Source organism: Antarcticirhabdus aurantiaca (assembly GCF_009765365.1).
GTDB classification, from domain to species: domain Bacteria; phylum Pseudomonadota; class Alphaproteobacteria; order Rhizobiales; family Rhizobiaceae; genus Antarcticirhabdus; species Antarcticirhabdus aurantiaca.
Window position 1 is genome coordinate 53,872 of the sequence record NZ_VTOM01000025.1, and the last position, 16,467, is coordinate 70,338.

17 protein-coding genes and 1 other RNA gene are annotated in these 16,467 nt (G+C 69.5%); 15 read left to right on the forward strand and 3 right to left on the reverse strand.

Annotation, left to right across the window (positions count from 1 at the left end; genetic code table 11):
- Positions 1 to 19: 19 nt before the first annotated feature.
- Positions 20 to 377: a transfer-messenger RNA gene (gene ssrA / locus FZN60_RS23720) on the reverse strand.
- Positions 378 to 487: 110 nt separating this feature from the next.
- Between ssrA and FZN60_RS23725 the strand changes: the two genes are divergently transcribed.
- Complete coding sequence (locus tag FZN60_RS23725; RefSeq protein WP_158875994.1) at positions 488 to 2,305, forward strand: chloride channel protein; 1,818 nt, start codon at positions 488 to 490, stop codon at positions 2,303 to 2,305.
- A gap of 20 nt (positions 2,306 to 2,325) precedes the next feature.
- Here FZN60_RS23725 and FZN60_RS23730 read toward each other — a convergent pair whose 3' ends face one another.
- On the reverse strand, positions 2,326 to 2,499 hold the full coding sequence (locus FZN60_RS23730) for a ribosome modulation factor (protein ID WP_158875995.1): 174 nt from the start codon (positions 2,497 to 2,499) through the stop codon (positions 2,326 to 2,328).
- A 309-nt stretch (positions 2,500 to 2,808) separates the two neighbouring features.
- Between FZN60_RS23730 and FZN60_RS23735 the strand changes: the two genes are divergently transcribed.
- From FZN60_RS23735 to FZN60_RS23760, 6 genes are all read left to right on the forward strand, one after another.
- Positions 2,809 to 3,603, forward strand: a complete 795-nt coding sequence (locus tag FZN60_RS23735; protein ID WP_158875996.1) for a thymidylate synthase — start codon at positions 2,809 to 2,811, stop codon at positions 3,601 to 3,603.
- Positions 3,600 to 4,130, forward strand: a complete 531-nt coding sequence (locus FZN60_RS23740; RefSeq protein WP_158875997.1) for a dihydrofolate reductase — start codon at positions 3,600 to 3,602, stop codon at positions 4,128 to 4,130. Before FZN60_RS23735 ends, FZN60_RS23740 begins: the two co-directional genes overlap by 4 nt.
- Positions 4,131 to 4,293: 163 nt before the next feature.
- Complete coding sequence (gene hflK, locus FZN60_RS23745; RefSeq protein ID WP_158875998.1) at positions 4,294 to 5,508, forward strand: FtsH protease activity modulator HflK; 1,215 nt, start codon at positions 4,294 to 4,296, stop codon at positions 5,506 to 5,508.
- Positions 5,508 to 6,590, forward strand: coding sequence for a protease modulator HflC (hflC, locus tag FZN60_RS23750; RefSeq protein ID WP_158875999.1), 1,083 nt, complete (start codon positions 5,508 to 5,510; stop codon positions 6,588 to 6,590). Before hflK ends, hflC begins: the two co-directional genes overlap by 1 nt.
- 22 nt (positions 6,591 to 6,612) lie before the next feature.
- On the forward strand, positions 6,613 to 6,798 hold the full coding sequence (locus FZN60_RS23755; protein ID WP_158876000.1) for a DUF2065 domain-containing protein: 186 nt from the start codon (positions 6,613 to 6,615) through the stop codon (positions 6,796 to 6,798).
- 311 nt (positions 6,799 to 7,109) lie between these two features.
- Positions 7,110 to 8,762, forward strand: coding sequence for a Do family serine endopeptidase (locus FZN60_RS23760; protein ID WP_422570302.1), 1,653 nt, complete (start codon positions 7,110 to 7,112; stop codon positions 8,760 to 8,762).
- 44 nt (positions 8,763 to 8,806) lie between these two features.
- Here FZN60_RS23760 and serB read toward each other — a convergent pair whose 3' ends face one another.
- Entirely contained in the window at positions 8,807 to 9,694 is an 888-nt protein-coding gene (serB, locus tag FZN60_RS23765; RefSeq protein WP_158876001.1) for a phosphoserine phosphatase SerB, read from the reverse strand.
- 30 nt (positions 9,695 to 9,724) lie between these two features.
- Between serB and miaA the strand changes: the two genes are divergently transcribed.
- The 8 genes from miaA (at position 9,725) to FZN60_RS23805 (ending at position 16,466) form a co-directional block, all read left to right on the forward strand.
- Positions 9,725 to 10,639, forward strand: a complete 915-nt coding sequence (gene miaA, locus FZN60_RS23770; RefSeq protein WP_158876002.1) for a tRNA (adenosine(37)-N6)-dimethylallyltransferase MiaA — start codon at positions 9,725 to 9,727, stop codon at positions 10,637 to 10,639.
- A gap of 86 nt (positions 10,640 to 10,725) precedes the next feature.
- On the forward strand, positions 10,726 to 11,496 hold the full coding sequence (locus tag FZN60_RS23775) for a GGDEF domain-containing protein (protein WP_158876003.1): 771 nt from the start codon (positions 10,726 to 10,728) through the stop codon (positions 11,494 to 11,496).
- A gap of 94 nt (positions 11,497 to 11,590) precedes the next feature.
- Positions 11,591 to 12,421, forward strand: a complete 831-nt coding sequence (locus FZN60_RS23780) for a DUF1206 domain-containing protein (RefSeq protein WP_158876004.1) — start codon at positions 11,591 to 11,593, stop codon at positions 12,419 to 12,421.
- Positions 12,422 to 12,673: 252 nt separating this feature from the next.
- Complete coding sequence (locus tag FZN60_RS23785) at positions 12,674 to 14,458, forward strand: acetolactate synthase 3 large subunit (RefSeq protein WP_369413072.1); 1,785 nt, start codon at positions 12,674 to 12,676, stop codon at positions 14,456 to 14,458.
- A gap of 121 nt (positions 14,459 to 14,579) precedes the next feature.
- Positions 14,580 to 15,152, forward strand: coding sequence for an acetolactate synthase small subunit (gene ilvN / locus FZN60_RS23790; protein WP_158876005.1), 573 nt, complete (start codon positions 14,580 to 14,582; stop codon positions 15,150 to 15,152).
- 22 nt (positions 15,153 to 15,174) lie between these two features.
- On the forward strand, positions 15,175 to 15,768 hold the full coding sequence (locus FZN60_RS23795) for a LysE family translocator (protein ID WP_158876041.1): 594 nt from the start codon (positions 15,175 to 15,177) through the stop codon (positions 15,766 to 15,768).
- Between the two features lie 66 nt (positions 15,769 to 15,834).
- Positions 15,835 to 16,080, forward strand: coding sequence for a type II toxin-antitoxin system VapB family antitoxin (locus FZN60_RS23800; RefSeq protein WP_158876006.1), 246 nt, complete (start codon positions 15,835 to 15,837; stop codon positions 16,078 to 16,080).
- Positions 16,080 to 16,466 (forward strand): type II toxin-antitoxin system VapC family toxin, encoded by a 387-nt coding sequence (locus tag FZN60_RS23805; RefSeq protein WP_158876007.1) that lies wholly within the window; start codon positions 16,080 to 16,082, stop codon positions 16,464 to 16,466. Before FZN60_RS23800 ends, FZN60_RS23805 begins: the two co-directional genes overlap by 1 nt.
- Position 16,467 lies beyond the last annotated feature (1 nt).

Genomic DNA, 16,467 nt, shown 5'->3' on the forward strand with positions numbered 1-16,467 from the left:
GCGGGCGGGCCGTGAAATGAGTGGAGGTTTCTGTTGCCAGGCACCTCCGAGCCCCGCCTAGAAGTGCGAACCCCCAGGGCTTGATTCGAAGCTATCGCACCGCTTACGCGGCGAGACGGGCTTCCGCATAGTTGTCGTTGGCAACTACTTTTTCGGCCCGATGACGGTGGTACCATGCCGAGCGAAAGTCCGATCTTTACACCCTCGTCGATCCTATTTCGCCCCCGCCGCATCCCATCGCGTCCGGATGGGATCAGGTGGAGGCGCCGGGTACCGCCCCCGGGTCCGAAAGGTTTATTGCATCGGCCGTTTATCGCCATAGCCAGCGTGAGCCGGCGATCCCCTATATAGGCGGTCGTCATCCGCCTGAAAAGACGGTGTGCGACGGACGACTCCAGCTTCGCGCGCTTCTCGCGGCCCGAAGGCGCGACAAGCGGGGCCCGCGCCTTAGATGCGGCGGCAACGTTGACGCCTCATTCGCGACCCGATGGACCAGATCGCCGCCGACATCGCCGCTTCCCCCGCTGAGGCCACGGCGACGGCGCCGGCGGCGAGCATCCAGGCGCCGAGCCGCTTCCGCGCGCTGGTGCGCGGGGGCGAGATCGGCCTCGTCGCCGTGGGCTGGGTGGCAGGGGCGCTGGCCGGGCTTCTCGTCACCGCCATCGCCTGGACGGCGCAGATGCTGCACGTCGTCTTCTTTCTCATGTCGACAGAGGAGCGGTTGAGCGGCCTCGACCGGCTCGCCTCGCCCTGGCTGGCGCTCATGCCGGCGGCGGGCGGGGCTGTTCTCGGGCTGATCCTCTTCTGGTTCTCGCGGCGCAAGACGCGTCCCCTCGTCGACCCGATCGAGGCGAACGCGCTGCATGGCGGGCGCATGTCGATCCGCGACAGCCTGATCGTCGTCCTGCAGAACCTCGTGTCCAACGGCTTCGGCGCCTCGGTCGGACTGGAGGCGGCCTATACGCAGATCTCGGCCGGGCTCGCCTCGCGCATCGGCCTGTCCTTCGAGCTGCGGCGCGGCGACCTGCGCACCCTCGTCGGCTGCGGCGCGGCGGGGGCCATCGCCGCCGCCTTCAACGCGCCGCTGACGGGTGCCTTCTACGCCTTCGAGCTGATCATCGGGACCTATTCCATCGCGACGCTCGCGCCGGTGGTCGCGGCGGCGCTGTCGGGCGTCTTCGTGGCCCGGCTCTTCGTCGGCAGCGCTTATCTCATCGAGATCGATCAGCCGGGCGTCGTGTCGACGCTCGACTACGCCCCGGCGCTGGTGCTCGCGATCCTGGCGGCAGGCCTCGGCATCCTGGTCATGAAGGGCGTGACGAGCGTCGAGGCGGGTTTCCGCCGCTCGCGCCTGCCGGCCCCGCTCCGCCCGCTCGTCGGCGGCCTTCTGCTCGGCGGCCTGGCCCTGGTGACGCCGCAGGTCCTGTCCTCCGGCCACGGTGCGCTGCACGTCCAGCTCGATCACCCCACCGGCATCCTCGCCATCGCGACGCTCCTCATCCTGAAGGCGGTGGCCTCGGCGATCTCGATCGGCAGCGGCTTTCGCGGCGGCCTGTTCTTCGCCTCGCTGTTTCTGGGCGCGCTGCTCGGCAAGCTCTTCGCCGAAGTGGTGCCCGTGCTCTTTCCCGATACGGCGCTCGCGCCCATCGTCTTCGCCGTCGTCGGCATGAGCGCGCTCGCGGCCTCGATCATCGGCGGGCCGCTGACCATGACCTTCCTGGCGCTGGAGATGACGGGCGACTTCCCGATCACGGCGCTCGTGCTGGCAGCGGTGGTGACGAGCTCGCTGACCGTGCGCCGGACCTTCGGCTACTCCTTCGCGACTTGGCGCTTCCATCTGCGCGGCGAAAGCATCCGCAGCGCCCACGACGTCGGCTGGATCCGGAACCTGACGGTCGGGCGGATGATGCGGCGCGACGTGCGCACCGTTCCCGCCGACACGCCGCTCAAGACCTTCCGCCGCAACTACCCGCTCGGCTCGGCCCAGCGCGTCGTCGCGATCGACCCGGCGAGCGGCGCCTATGCCGGCATCGTCCTCGTGCCGGACGCCTATGCCGACGGGATCGAGGACCTCGAAGCGCCGGTCTCGACGCTTCTTCGCTTCACGGACGCGGTGCTGAGGCCGGCGATGACGGCGCGCGATGCGATGACCGTCTTCGATGCGGCCGAGAGCGAGGCGCTGGCGGTCGTCGACGGCGGGGAGGCCGCCCGCGTCATCGGCCTCCTGACCGAGAGCCACGTCCTGCGGCGCTACAGCGAGGAACTCGAAACGCGCCGGCGGGAAGTCTCGGGCGAGGGGACGTGACGTCGCACTGTAGCGCCGTGTCAGTCGGGATTCGCCTCGCCGTCCCCGTCGAGCGCGGTGCGCTCGACGACCTGGGCTTCGGTCCAGCCGCGCACCCATGCGCGCTGATGCGTGGATCCCGAGGCGTGTTCGCAAGATGAGGTCGGCTCGGCGCGCTGCCGCGCAAGATAACCCTCTTCGAAGGCTTCGATCATGGAAATGGGTTCGTCCTCTCGTGTCGTCGGGATCAGGCACGTTCACGTGCTTTGATCTTGGCCGATCCGAAGAAGGCCGTGGATTTCTGCTGCAGCCGAAATCGGCGAAGCTCGGCGTCGATGCCCGAAATCTTGGAGCAGCGAGGGTTAATCGTTGCCTAATGGGGCGGTCCGGTCAAGCCGATGCGAGACCCGCCGCTCTCGTGTTAAGCTGCGGTCAAGCATGAGTCGGCGCCGGCCGGCATAGCTTATCGATGCTTAAAGCGGTGCAGCCGCTTCCATTCTCGGGTTCGAGCCCGGAGTTCTCCCATGCGCCAATATCTCGACCTTCTCGCCCGCGTGCTGGAAACGGGCGTCGACCGGGGCGACCGGACGGGCACGGGAACGCGCTCGATCTTCGGCCACCAGATGCGATTCGACCTGTCGGAGGGCTTTCCGCTCGTCACGACGAAGAAGATCCATCTGCGCTCCGTGATCCACGAGCTGCTCTGGTTCCTGAAGGGCGAGACCAACATCCGCTATCTCAAGGAGAACGGCGTCCGGATCTGGGACGAGTGGGCCGACGAGAACGGCGATCTCGGACCCGTCTACGGGGCGCAGTGGCGCTCCTGGCCGGACGGGCGCGGGGGCACGATCGACCAGATCGCCAAGGTGGTCGAGCAGATCCGCGCCAACCCGAACTCGCGCCGGCTCGTCGTGTCCGCCTGGAACCCGGCGGAGGTCGACGCCATGGCGCTGCCGCCCTGCCATTGCCTGTTCCAGTTCTACGTGGCCGAGGGGCGGCTTTCCTGCCAGCTCTACCAGCGCTCGGGCGACGTGTTCCTCGGCGTGCCCTTCAACATCGCGTCTTACGCGCTCCTGACGGCGATGGTGGCGCAGGTGACGGGGCTGAAGCCCGGCGACTTCGTCCACACCTTCGGCGACGCGCATCTTTACGCCGACCATTTCGAGCAGGCCCGGACGCAGCTCGCGCGAACGCCGCACCCGCTGCCGCGGCTGACGCTGAACCCCGAGGTGCGCGACCTCTTCGACTTCCGCTACGAGGACATCGCCATCGAAGGCTACGAGCCCGACGCGCACATCGCGGCGAGGGTGGCGGTTTGAGCGCCGCGCGCCTCGCCCTCGTCGCGGTCGTGGCGGCGAGCCGGAACGGGGTGATCGGGCGGGACGGGGCGATGCCCTGGAGCCTGCCGAGCGACCTGAAGCATTATCGGCGGCTAACCATGAACAAGCCGATGATCATGGGCCGCAAGACGCTGGAGTCGATCGGGCGCGTTCTCGACGGGCGGGACACGATCGTCCTGACGCGATCGCAGGCGCTGCCCTTCGACGGCGTGATTCTCGCGCGCTCGCCGGACGAAGCGCTGGAAAAGGCGGCGGAAGCGGCCCGTGCACGCGGTTCCGACGAAATCGTGATCGCCGGCGGAGGCGAGGTCTACGCGCTGTTCTGGGACCGGATCGACCGCATCGAACTGACGCGGGTCGAGATGGAAGTCGAGGGCGACGCGCGCTTGCCGGCGATCGACCCCGCACGCTTCCGCCGCCTGTCGGACGAAGCGGCGCCGCGGGGGCCTCGCGACAGCGCCGATACGCGCCATCTCGCCTTCGCGCGGGCCGGCGGCGACCGGTAAGCGGATCCACGCCGCGTTCATCATGCCGTACGCAGCGCATCCGAATGGCGTCGCGCCGCGTTGAAGATGGTTGGGGCAATTCCTATAAGTTCGAACACAGGTTTTCGTCGACATCCCGGGCACGCGTCCGCGATGGCGATACCCATCGTTCGGAAGGAAGAGGATGCCCTGGAGCAATCAGACCGGGAACGGCGGCTGGAAAGGCGGCGGTGGCGGACCTTGGGGGCAGGGCCCCCAGCCCCCGCGCCCCGGCAACAATAACGGCTCGCCCGACCTGGAGGACATCCTGCGCCGGGGCCAAGACCGCCTGCGTCGCGCCATGCCCGGCGGCGGCGGACGCGGCGGCCCGAGCGGGCAGGGCGGTGGCCTCGCGCTCGGCGGCCTCGTGGTCGCCGGCCTCCTCGTGCTCTGGGGTTTCCAGTCCATCTACACCGTCCAGCCGGACGAGGTGGGCGTCGAGATGCTGTTCGGCAAGCCGAAGGAAGAGCTCTCCCAGCCCGGCCTGCACTTCGCCTTCTGGCCGCTCGAGACGGTGGACACGGTTCCCGTCACCGAGAACCAGATCCAGATCGGCGGGCGCGGCACCTCCGGCAACAGCGCCAACCAGACCGCCGGCCTGATGCTCTCTGGCGACCAGAACATCGTCGACGTGCAGTTCGCCGTGCTCTACCAGGTCGACAACCCGCAGAACTTCCTCTTCAACGTCGAAGATCCGACCGCCATGGTGCAGCAGGTCTCCGAGAGCGCCATGCGCGAGGTGGTCGGCCGGCGCCCGGTGCAGGACGTCTTCCGCGACGACCGCGCTGGAATCGCCGAAGAGGTCCGCGCCATCACGCAGGACACGCTGAACCAGTACGGCACGGGCATCCGCATCAACGCCATCTCCATCGAGGACGCCTCGCCCCCCGACCAGGTGGCCGACGCGTTCGACGAGGTGCAGCGCGCCGAGCAGAACGAGGACCAGTTCATCGAGGAGGCCAACCTCTACCGCAACCAGCAGCTCGGCCGCGCGCAGGGCGAGGCGGCGCAGATCCGCGAAGACGCCGCCGCCTACCGGAACCGCGTCATCCAGCTCGCGGAAGGTGAGGCGGAGCGCTTCAGCCAGATCCTGGCCGAATACGAGAAGGCGCCGGAGATCACCCGCAAGCGCATCTTCCTGGAAACGATGGAGAACGTCCTCGGCAACTCCGCCAAGGTCATCGTCGAGAACGGCGCGGCGGGCGCCAGCGGCATCGTGCCGTACCTGCCGCTGAACGAGCTTCCGCAGGGCAACCGCCAGGCGCCGAACCAGGCTCCGCAGGGCACGACCGGCGCGCCGCGCCTGCCCAATTCGCCGAGCGCGACCAACAGCAGCATCTCCACGCAGGGGGCGAACTGATGGCCAACCGTTTCTATGCCGGCCTCGTCGTCCTCGGCCTGATCGTCCTCGTCGCCTGGAACTCGATCTTCATCGTCAACGAGAAGGAGCAGGCGATCGTCCTGCGCTTCGGCGAGATCCAGCGCGTCGTCGATCAGCCGGGCCTCTACTTCAAGCTGCCCTTCGGCTTCGCGGGCGCCGACAACATCCAGGTCCTGCCGGACCGGCTGCTGCGCTTCGACCTCGACGACATCCGCGTCCAGGTCTCGGGCGGCCGCTTCTACGAGGTCGACGCCTTCCTGGTCTACAACATCAACGACGCCGCCCGCTTCCGGCAGGCGGTCTCGGGCTCGATCCCGCTGGCCGAGCAGCGCCTGCGCACCCGTCTCGACGCGGCGCTGCGCCGGGTCTACGGCCTGCGCGGCTTCGAGGCGGCGCTGTCCAACGAGCGCGGCGAGATGATGCGCCAGGTTCGCGACGAACTGCGGACCGACGCGGAGTCGCTCGGCCTCGAGCTGACCGACGTGCGCATCCGCCGCACCGACCTCACGGCCGAAGTGTCCGAGCAGACCTACGAGCGCATGCGGGCCGAGCGCCTCGCCGAAGCCGAGCGCCTTCGTGCCCGCGGCCAGGTGGCGGCGCGCGAGATCCGCGCCCGCGCCGACCGCGAGGTGTCGGAAACCGTGGCGGCGGCGCAGCGCGAGTCGGAGATCCAGCGCGGTCAGGGCGACGCCCAGGCCAACGCGACCTTCGCGGCCGCCTACGGCCGCGACCCCGGCTTCTTCGACTTCTACCGCTCGATGAGCGCTTATCGTCAGGCCCTGGAGAATACGGGCACGACGATGGTGCTGACGCCGGACTCGGAGTTCTTCCGCTACTTCTCCTCGGGCGCGGTCGCCAACGGCGCGCCGTCGGTCGAGGGGGCGCAGCCGTCGATTCCCGCTCCGGGGCCGGCCGCAGCGGCACAGCCGCCGGCGCCTGCCGCGCCGCCGAGCGGCGAGGCGCAGAACGCCGCCCCGGCATTGCCGGCCACGCCCGGCACCAGCGTCGCGCAGGACGGGGCGCCGCAGCCGGGCGAGACCACCGGCGCGGTCGCCCAGTGACCGCCCCGGCGTCTTCGGCTCCGTGACGGACTTCCTCTGCGCCCTCGGTCTCCTTCTGGTGATCGAGGGCGTCTTTTATGCGCTGTTTCCCGAGGCGTCGCGCCGGCTCGGCCGTTTGATCCAGGAGGTGCCGGACACGCAGCTGCGCCGCTCCGGGCTCTTTGCGGCGGTGGCGGGCGTGGGCATCGTCTGGCTCGTGCGCGGCTGACGGACCGCCGGCGCGCGCTAGATTGGCGCGCGGCGCGTCCTCGTTTCATCTTGATTCGGCGCGGTTTTTGCGCTCGGCTCGACCCCTGAGGGATCCAAGCCGCCGGCCCGCGCGCCCCTGAGACCCCGTTCCAATCGGAAGGTTCCGCGATGATCCAGTTCCGTCCCGCGCGCCGCCTCGCTGCCGTTCTCCTGTGCTCGGCGGCGCTCGGCAGTTCCCTGCCGGCCTTCGCGCAAGCGCCGAGCCCGCCGGGCGCTCCGCCGCAGGCCGACGTGGCGCCGGGCGGCACGCCGCCGGCCGAGGCCCCTCCGATGCTGCCGGCGCCCGCCGTCCCCGGCGGCGAGGCGACCCCCGAGACGCCGCCGCCCGGACCGGTGCCCGACGCCCTGCCCAATGCCGCGGCGCCCGCGGCCGATCCGGTCAATCCGGTGGCGCAGGAGATCAAGCGCATGCGCGGGCCGGGCTCGGTGGCCGATCTCGCCGAGGACCTTCTGCCGGCCGTGGTCAACATCTCGACGTCGCAGGACGTCGAGGCCGCCGGCCGCGGCCCGCGCGCGCAGGATCAGGACGAAGGCACCACGGACGAGGACGACGCGCCGCAGGCGTCGCCCGCGCCGGAGGGCGGCCCGGCCGAGCCGGGCGCCGAGCCCGAGCAGCGGGCCGAGCCGGGCGAGCGCTCGCCCGACGAGTCGCCGCTGCAGGATTATTTCGACGACCTCTTCAGCGGCGAGAACGGTGCCCAGGGCCGCCGGCTCGACGGCATGGGCTCCGGCTTCGTGATCGACCCCGCCGGCATCATCGTCACCAACAACCACGTCATCGCCGACGCCGACGAGATCACCGTCAACTTCTCGGACGGATCGAGCCTCGAGGCGACGCTGGTCGGCGTCGATCCGAAGACCGACGTCGCGGTTCTCAAGGTCGAGCCGGAAAAGCCGCTGGACTTCGTCGAGTTCGGCGACTCGGAGAACATCCGCATCGGCGACTGGGTGATGGCGATCGGCAACCCGTTCGGCTTCGGGGGCTCGGTGTCGCTCGGCATCGTCTCGGCGCGGGACCGCAACATCAATGCGGGCCCCTACGACAACTTCATCCAGACCGACGCCGCCATCAACCGCGGCAATTCCGGCGGACCGCTGTTCAACATGGACGGCAAGGTCATCGGCATCAACACGGCGATCGTCTCGCCGACGGGCGGCTCGATCGGCATCGGCTTCTCGATCCCCGCGCTGCTCGCCAAGAACGTCGTCGATCAGCTGCGCGAATTCGGCGAGACACGGCGCGGCTGGCTCGGCATCCGCCTGCAGGCGGTGACGGACGACATCGCCCGCGGCCTGCGCCTGCCCGACACGAAGGGCGCCGTGGTCATGGGCGTCATCGAGGGCGGCCCGGCGGACACGGGCGAGATCAAGGTCGGCGACGTCATCACGAGCTTCGACGGGCGCGAGGTGGCGACCTCGCGCGACCTGCCGCTGATCGTCGCGGAAACGCCGGTCGGCAAGCGCGTGCCGATCACCATCCTGCGCAAGGAATCGGCGGACGACGCGCCGCCGGTCGAAGTGACGGTGGAGATCACCCTCGGGCGCCTGGAGGACGGCGAGAAGCAGACGGCGGAAGCCGGCGCCGCCGCGACGCCGGAGCCGGGCGCGCCGAGCGAGGAGGAGGGCGTGCGCCTCCTCGGCATGAGCATCGAGGACATCTCCGACGCTCTGCGCACGCGCTTCTCGCTCGCCGAGAACGCGGAAGGGGTGGTGGTGACGGAAGTCGCCCCGGCCTCGGCCGCAGCGGAGAAGGGCATCGAGGCGGGAACCCGCCTGACCGAGGTCGCGCAGGAGCCGGTGTCGAGCGCGCAGGAGGTTCGCGAAAAGATCGACGAGCTGAAGGCGGCCGGCCGCAAGAACGCGCTGCTGCTCCTGTCCTCGGCGACCGGCGATCTGCGCTTCGTGGTGCTGCCGCTGGAGTAGGGGCACCTCGGCCGCGGCGGGGCTGTCCCCGGTTTTCCCGAGGATCAGCCCGCCGCGAACGCGTCGCGCTTGTAGCCCTGCACGAAGAGCAGCGCGGTGAGGTCGCCGTGGTCGATGCGGTGCGGCGCCTTGGCCGCGACGGCGGGCTTGGCGTGAAGGGCGATGCCGGTGCCCGCCTTCAGGATCATCGGCAGGTCGTTGGCGCCGTCGCCGACGGCGATCGCGTCGGCGGGCGTGAGCCCGAGGCCGGCGGAGATGTCGAGAAGGGCCTCGACCTTGGCCTCGGCACCGAGAATCGGCTCGGCGACGCGGCCGATCAGGAGGCCGTTCTCGGACAAAAGCGTGTTGGCGCGGTTCTCGTGAAATCCGAGGGCGGCGGCGACCGGCCCGGTGAAGAGCGTGAACCCGCCGGACACGAGGGCGCAGCGCGCGCCGGCCGCCGACATGGTGGCGACGAGCGCGGCGCCGCCCGAGGCGTGAGTGATGCGGGTCTCGATGACGCGGTCGATCGTGTCGATCGGCAGATCCTTGAGGAGCGCGACGCGCTCGCGCAGCGCCGGCTCGAAGGCGATCTCGCCGTTCATGGCGCGCGCGGTGATCGCGGCGACCGCTTCCTTCAGGCCGAGCTCGGCGGCGAGCTCGTCGATGCATTCCTGCTCGATCATGGTGGAATCCATGTCGGCGAGGAGCAGCCTCTTGCGCCGGCCGGCCCGCTCCTGCACCACGGCGTCGAAGCGCCCGTCGGCGGCGAGGGCGGCCAGCGTCGCACGGGCCTCGGGACCGGGTTCGGCGTCGAGGAACAGGTCGCAGGCGAAGCCCGGATCGAGCCAGTCGGCGGAGGCATCGGCGCCGAGGATCTTGGCGGCCGCGCGCGGCGCATCCGGCGGGAGCCCGTCGCCGCGCGGCGAGGCGATCAGCGTTGCGACGAACATGGCGTGCACCTTGGCGAGGAGAGGTCTGGAATGACGGGCAGGCGGCGGGCGATCCTGATAGCGGGGCCGACCGCGAGCGGCAAGTCGGGCGCGGCGCTCGCCCTGGCCGAAGCCCGCAACGGCGTCGTCGTCAACGCCGACTCCATGCAGGTCTATGACGGCCTGCGCATCGTCACCGCGCGGCCGTCCGCCGAGGACGAGGTGTGCGCTCCCCACCGCCTCTACGGGCACGTCGACCCCGCGCAGACCTACTCGTCCGGCATGTGGCTGCGAGCGGTCGAGCCGGTTCTCGCCGCCGCCTGGAGCGAGGAGCGCCTGCCGATCGTGGTCGGCGGCACCGGCCTCTACTTCAGCGCGATTCTCGGTGGCCTCGACGAGATGCCGGCCGTGCCGGACGAGGTCCGGGCGCGCTGGCGGGAGGCCCTGACGGCCGAGGGGGCCGCATCGCTCCACGCCCGCCTCGCCGCCAGCGATCCGGACAGCGCGGCGCGCATCCAGCCGACCGACGGGCAGCGCATCGTGCGTGCGCTGGAAATCGGCGAGGCGGCGGGCGTTCCCTTGTCGCGCCTGCAGCGGCGCCGGGGACCATCGCTCCTCGACGGGGCGAGCGTCGAGCGCTTCGTCATCGCCCCGCCGCGCGAGGCTCTGCGCGAGGCCATTGGCCGGCGCTTCGACGCGATGATCGAGGAGGGCGCCCTCGGCGAAGTGGAGGCTTTTCTTCGACGGCCGGGCGCGACGACAGGTACGGCGGGCAAGGCCATCGGTGTTTCGGAGCTCGCCGCCGCGCTTCGCGGCGAGACGAGCCTGGCCGCGGCGTCGCAGGCGGCCAAGACCCGCAGCCGCGCATACGCCAAGCGCCAGGAAACGTGGTTCAGGAACCAGTTCGACGCGCAATGGCGCCGCGTCGACGACTCATCCGCACTTATTTCAGTTGCTCAATTTTAAGCTGAATTCGACAGATTGTGTCCATAGGGAAGTAAGGCCTATCACCTACCCGTGGTCCGGCCGTCCCCAGCACCGCGTGGTCCGATATGAAGTTCAGCATCGCCGAATCCACGCTGGTGGGCTGCCTTGGCGCTTGCGCGGTGTCGACCGCGCTCGCGCTCGCGGCCTGGGCCCAGCTGGGTGGCTGGGCTGTCGATGTGGACCATCCCTGGTCGGACGTTCTCTTCGCTTGCGCGGCCGCCGTGCAAGGGGCGGCGATCCTCGTCGGCCTCACGGTCGTGCTGCCGAGGGTGCGCCGGATTCGCCGGGAGCGCGGGCGGCTGCATTCCTTGACCGGCGAGCTGAGCCAGCGCTCGCGCCTCTTCGAAGAGGCTGCCCATACCGATCCGCTCACCGGCCTGAAGAACCGGCGCTATTTCGACGAGGCGCTCAAGCAGTTCCTGATCGAGTTCCGTCAGATCCGCCGTCCGATCGGCCTGCTCGTCCTCGACCTCGACCACTTCAAGGCGATCAACGACACCCACGGCCACGACATGGGCGACGAGGTCCTGCGCAGCGTGGGCCGGTGCCTCGCGGAGTGGACGCGCGAGCACGACGTGGTCGCCAGGCTCGGCGGCGAGGAGTTCGCGATCGTCGTCCCCAACATGCCGGAGGCCTCTCTTTATCTCTTCGCCGACCGCATCCGCGCGGCGATCGGACGGATCGTCGTCCACAAGGGCAACATCCGCTTGAGGGTGACCGCCTCGGTCGGGGTCGCGCTGGCGGGCGCGCAGGAGGAGGCCGAGGGCGTGCTCAAGCGCGCCGACGTGATGCTCTACCGGGCGAAGACGCAGGGGCGCGACCGCGTCTGCGCGTGAGCCGGCTCGGGCGAGCCGACCGGCCGAGCGTTGCCGTGCTCGACGCGCGACGCATATTGCTCCGCGGGACGACAGCTGGGGAGCCGAACCGGCCATGGCGACGAGCACGACGGAAGCCGGCAAGGACATGGTGCGGGCGCATGGAAGCCGCATCGAGGCGCTGGCGCGTCTCGGCTATCTCGGCCGCGCGGTCGTCTACTTCATCATCGGCGGCTTCGCGCTGCGGGCGGCCGTGGCGAGCGGCGAGCCGATCGGCACGGAGGGCGCGATCCGCACGGTTGTCGGCGCGCAGTTCGGCGTCGTTCTCCTGTGGGCGCTGACGGCCTCGCTCGCGGGGTTCGCCATCTGGCGCATCGTCTACGGCGTCATGGATCCCGATCGGCGCGGCTCGGGGGCGAAGGGCTGGGTCATTCGCATCGCCTCGATCCTCAGCGCCGCGATCTATGCCGCGCTCGCCCTGTCGACCGGGCGCCTCGCCCTTGGCCTTGCCGCTTCGACCGGCGAGAAGCCGCATGAAAGCCTGGTCAAGATGGCCTTCGAGGCCGGCTTCGGCCTGTGGCTGACCTATGCGGTGGCCGCGCTGCTTCTCGTCGTCGGCATCGTCTACGCCGTGCGCGGGTTCGGGGCGAGCTTCGACAAGTACATGGTGTTGCCGGCGTCGACGCTGCCCTGGCTTCGCTGGACCTGCCAGGCGGGCCTCGTCGCCCGCGGGCTCGTCTTCGCCGTTCTCGCCTGGCTGCTCTACGGCGGGGCGTCGAGCCTGTCCGCCGACGCGACGCCGGGAACGGAGGACGCGCTCTCCGCCGTCCTCGGCTGGCCCTACGGGCACGTTCTGCTCGCCTTGATGGGGATCGGGCTTGTCGCCTTCGGCGTCTTCGGCCTCGCCCAGGCGCGCTATCGGCGCATCGACGTCGAAAACGCCTGACGCGCACCCTTGTTGACGCGCGGATTTTGCCGGCGTAGAGGTGCGGGCATGATGACGACGAAGCTTATTGTAGTAGCGGGGCGCACACGCGAGACGGTCTGAGGACCGTCCGGCCGATGCCACGTGTGCGCTAGAACCGAAGGGCCCGACGAGGCCCTTTTTTGTTGCCCGCACCGCCCCCGCGACCGTCACGAACCGATCCCGAGGGCCCTCACAAGAAGACCGAGAACGAGATTGGAACGGGAGATCACCATGGGCATCGACGCCGGATTGCGGGAAATGACGGGCGCCGAGATGGTCGTCCAGGCGCTGAAGGACAACGGCGTCACGGACATCTTCGGCTATCCTGGCGGCGCGGTGCTGCCGATCTACGACGAGCTGTTCCAGCAGGACGCCGTGCGCCACATCCTGGTGCGCCACGAGCAGGGCGCGGGCCACGCCGCCGAAGGCTACGCCCGCTCGACGGGCAAGGTCGGCGTCATGCTCGTCACCTCCGGACCCGGCGCGACGAACGCCGTCACGCCGCTGCAGGACGCGCTGATGGACTCCATCCCGCTCGTCTGCATCTCCGGCCAGGTGCCCTCGACGCTGATCGGCTCCGACGCGTTCCAGGAATGCGACACGGTCGGCATCACGCGGCCCTGCACCAAGCACAACTGGCTGGTGAAGGACGTCAACGACCTCGCCCGCATCCTGCACGAGGCCTTCCACGTCGCCACCACCGGCCGGCCCGGCCCGGTGCTCGTCGATGTGCCCAAGGACATCCAGTTCGCGACCGGCATCTATTCGCCGCCCCCGCCCAACCAGACGCACGAGAGCTACCGCCCGAAGCTCGACGGCGACCCCGGCCGCATCCGCGCGGCGGTGGAACTGCTCGCCTCGGCCAAGCGGCCGGTCATCTATTCCGGCGGCGGCGTCATCAATTCGGGGCCTGAGGCGGTGCAGCTCCTGCGCGAGCTCGTCGCGCTCACCGGCGCGCCGATCACCTCGACCCTGATGGGCCTCGGCGCATACCCCGCGAGCGGCGACAACTGGCTCGGCATGCTCGGCATGCACGGGACCTACGAGGCGAACCTCGCCATGCACGGCTGCGATGTCATGCTGTGCGTCGGCGCCCGCTTCGACGACCGCATCACGGGCCGGCTCGACGCCTTCTCGCCGGGCTCGAAGAAGATCCACATCGACATCGACCCGTCCTCGATCAACAAGAACGTGCGCGTCGACCTCGGCATCGTCGGCGATGTCGGGCGGGTGCTGGCGGACATGGTCAAGGCGTGGCGCGAGAGCGACGCCTTCGTCGACAAGGCCGCGCTGACGGATTGGTGGCGCACGATCGACGGCTGGCGCGCGCGCGACTGTCTCGCCTACCGGCCGAGCCAGGACGTGATCATGCCGCAATATGCGGTGCAGCGGCTCTACGAGCTGACCAAGGGCCGCGAGACCTACGTCTCGACCGAAGTCGGCCAGCACCAGATGTGGGCGGCGCAGTTCTACGGCTTCGAGGCGCCGAACCGCTGGCTGACCTCCGGCGGCCTCGGCACCATGGGCTACGGCCTGCCGGCGACGATCGGCGCGCAGATCGCCCATCCGGACGCGCTCTGCGTCTGCATCGCCGGCGACGCCTCGGTGCTGATGAACATGCAGGAGATGTCGACGGCGGTGCAGCACGACGCGCCGGTGAAGATCTTCATCCTGAACAACCAGTACATGGGCATGGTGCGCCAGTGGCAGCAGCTGCTGCACGGCAACCGCCTGTCGCACTCCTACACCGAGGCGCTGCCGGACTTCGTCAAGCTCGCCGAGGCCTATGGCGGCGTCGGCATCCGCTGCGAGAAGCCGGGCGATCTCGACGGCGCCATCGAGGAGATGATCGCGGTCCGCCGCCCGGTGCTCTTCGATTGCCGCGTCGCGAACCTCGCCAACTGCTTCCCGATGATCCCGAGCGGCAAGGCGCACAACGAGATCCTGCTGCCCGACGAGGCGACGGACGAGGCGGTCGCCACCGCCATCGACGCCAAGGGCAAGGCGCTGGTGTGACGCGAGCGAAGAGCGCGGCGACATCCCGTCGCCGCGCTCTCGCGCTTTCGGAACAAGCTCTTCGATCCGCATCCCCGTCGCGGGCAGACCGCTCGCCTATCCAGTCAGCCTCCCGGAAACCATGAACAAGCCCATCCAGCCCCCGGCCTCCGCCTACTTCATCGCGCCCGAGAAGGACCGCAGCGAGGCGCGCACGCTCTCGATCCTCGTGGACAACGAGCCGGGCGTGCTCGCCCGCGTCATCGGCATGTTCTCGGGGCGCGGCTACAACATCGAGAGCCTGACGGTCTCGGAAACCGAGCACGAGAAGCACCTGTCGCGCATCACCGTCGTGACCCGCGGCACGCACCACGTCCTGGAGCAGCTCAAGAGCCAGCTCGACCGGATCGTGCCCGTGCACCGCGTGGTGGACCTGACGCGGCAGGCCGGCGACGACGGCGAGACGGGTCCGATCGAGCGCGAGCTCGCCATCGTCAAGGTGGCGGGCGAGGGCGAGAAGCGCGTCGAGGCGCTGCGCATCGCCGACGTCTTCCGGGCCAAGGTCATCGACTCCTCGACGGACCATTTCGTCTTCGAGCTGACCGGCCGGCCGTCGAAGATCGACAAGTTCGTGTCGATCATGACGCCGCTCGGCCTCGTCGAAATCTGCCGGACGGGCGTCGCCGCACTCGCGCGCGGCGCTGCGCCGATGTGAGAACGGAGGGACGGGCGCCATGCTGAGCCTCGACGTCTTTCTCGCGCTCGTCGGCTTCGCCTTCGCTTCGTCGGTGACGCCGGGACCGAACAACCTGATGCTGATGGCCTCGGGCGTGAACTTCGGCTTCCGCCGGACGATCCCGCACATGCTGGGCATCGCGGGCGGCTTCTGCGTGCTGCTGCTCGCCGTCGGCTTTGGGCTCGGAGCGTTGCTGCACGCCTTTCCCGCGCTGTCGCTCGCCCTCAAGGTCGCGAGCGGCGCCTATCTCCTTTACCTCGCCTGGAAGGTCGCGACGGCGCGCGGGATCGGGACGAGCGAGGGGAACGGCCATCCGATGACCTTCCTCCAAGCCGCGGCGTTCCAGTGGGTGAACCCGAAGGCCTGGGCCATGGCGCTCGTTGCGATGGGTGCCTACGTCTCGGCAGCGCAGCCGATGCTGTCGGTGGTGATCGTGGCGCTGGTGTTCACGGCGGTGAACCTGCCGAGCGTGTCCGTCTGGACCGGCTTCGGCATCGCGCTCCGCCGCTTCCTAGCCGACCAGACCCGGCTGCGGATTTTCAACGTGGTCATGGGGCTGCTGCTGGTCGCCTCGATCGTGCCGCTGCTCGGGTGATATTCGTTCCCGTTGTGTTCCATCCGTGTAGATGCTATGCTCCTAGTGTCTACACGGAGACGCGTCATGGCCTTGCACATCCGTGATGAAGAAACGGATGCTCTGGTTCGCGAATTGGCGTCGAGGCGCGGGATTGGCTTGACCGAGGCGGTGCGTGTCGCAGTGGAGAACGAGTTGGCGCGCGAGCGGAAAAGACTATCGCTGCGGGAGCGGTTGAAGCCGCTGGTCGACGAAGTTGCGCGAGCGCGCAAGGCCGAAGGGATGCCGGACAAGGCCTTCTACGACGAGCTCTGGGGGCAGGCGGACGGCTGATGTTCATCGACGCTTCCGCCATCGTGGCGATCCTGGCCGGTGAGCCGGACGCCGAGGATCTGGCGGCCAGGATCGAAGCGGCGCCGCGACGGACGAGTTCCGTCGTCAGCCTGTTCGAGGCGGTTTCGGGCTTGTCCCGCATGATGCAAGTCGACGAGGCCCGCCGCATCGTCGAACGCTTCGTATCCTTCGCCGAAGTCGAGGTGCTGGCGGTCGATGGCGGGCTCCTGCCGGGGCTTGCCGCCGCGCACGCCGCCTATGGCAAGGGCTCTGGGCATCCGGCGAGACTGAACATGGGCGATTGCTATTCCTACGCGCTGGCCAAGCAGAACGGCCTGCCCCTCCTCTACAAGGGCGACGATTTCGCCCAGACGGACATAGCCTGAC

Coding starts and splice junctions, on each gene's coding strand:
- FZN60_RS23725 (WP_158875994.1), top strand. CDS start 488: ATGGACCAGATCGCCGCCGACATCGCCGCTTCCCCCGCTGAGGCCACG.
- FZN60_RS23730 (WP_158875995.1), bottom strand. CDS start 2,499: ATGATCGAAGCCTTCGAAGAGGGTTATCTTGCGCGGCAGCGCGCCGAG.
- FZN60_RS23735 (WP_158875996.1), top strand. CDS start 2,809: ATGCGCCAATATCTCGACCTTCTCGCCCGCGTGCTGGAAACGGGCGTC.
- hflK (WP_158875998.1), top strand. CDS start 4,294: ATGCCCTGGAGCAATCAGACCGGGAACGGCGGCTGGAAAGGCGGCGGT.
- hflC (WP_158875999.1), top strand. CDS start 5,508: ATGGCCAACCGTTTCTATGCCGGCCTCGTCGTCCTCGGCCTGATCGTC.
- FZN60_RS23760 (WP_422570302.1), top strand. CDS start 7,110: ATGCTGCCGGCGCCCGCCGTCCCCGGCGGCGAGGCGACCCCCGAGACG.
- serB (WP_158876001.1), bottom strand. CDS start 9,694: ATGTTCGTCGCAACGCTGATCGCCTCGCCGCGCGGCGACGGGCTCCCG.
- miaA (WP_158876002.1), top strand. CDS start 9,725: ATGACGGGCAGGCGGCGGGCGATCCTGATAGCGGGGCCGACCGCGAGC.
- FZN60_RS23775 (WP_158876003.1), top strand. CDS start 10,726: ATGAAGTTCAGCATCGCCGAATCCACGCTGGTGGGCTGCCTTGGCGCT.
- FZN60_RS23780 (WP_158876004.1), top strand. CDS start 11,591: ATGGCGACGAGCACGACGGAAGCCGGCAAGGACATGGTGCGGGCGCAT.
- FZN60_RS23785 (WP_369413072.1), top strand. CDS start 12,674: ATGGGCATCGACGCCGGATTGCGGGAAATGACGGGCGCCGAGATGGTC.
- ilvN (WP_158876005.1), top strand. CDS start 14,580: ATGAACAAGCCCATCCAGCCCCCGGCCTCCGCCTACTTCATCGCGCCC.
- FZN60_RS23800 (WP_158876006.1), top strand. CDS start 15,835: ATGGCCTTGCACATCCGTGATGAAGAAACGGATGCTCTGGTTCGCGAA.
- FZN60_RS23805 (WP_158876007.1), top strand. CDS start 16,080: ATGTTCATCGACGCTTCCGCCATCGTGGCGATCCTGGCCGGTGAGCCG.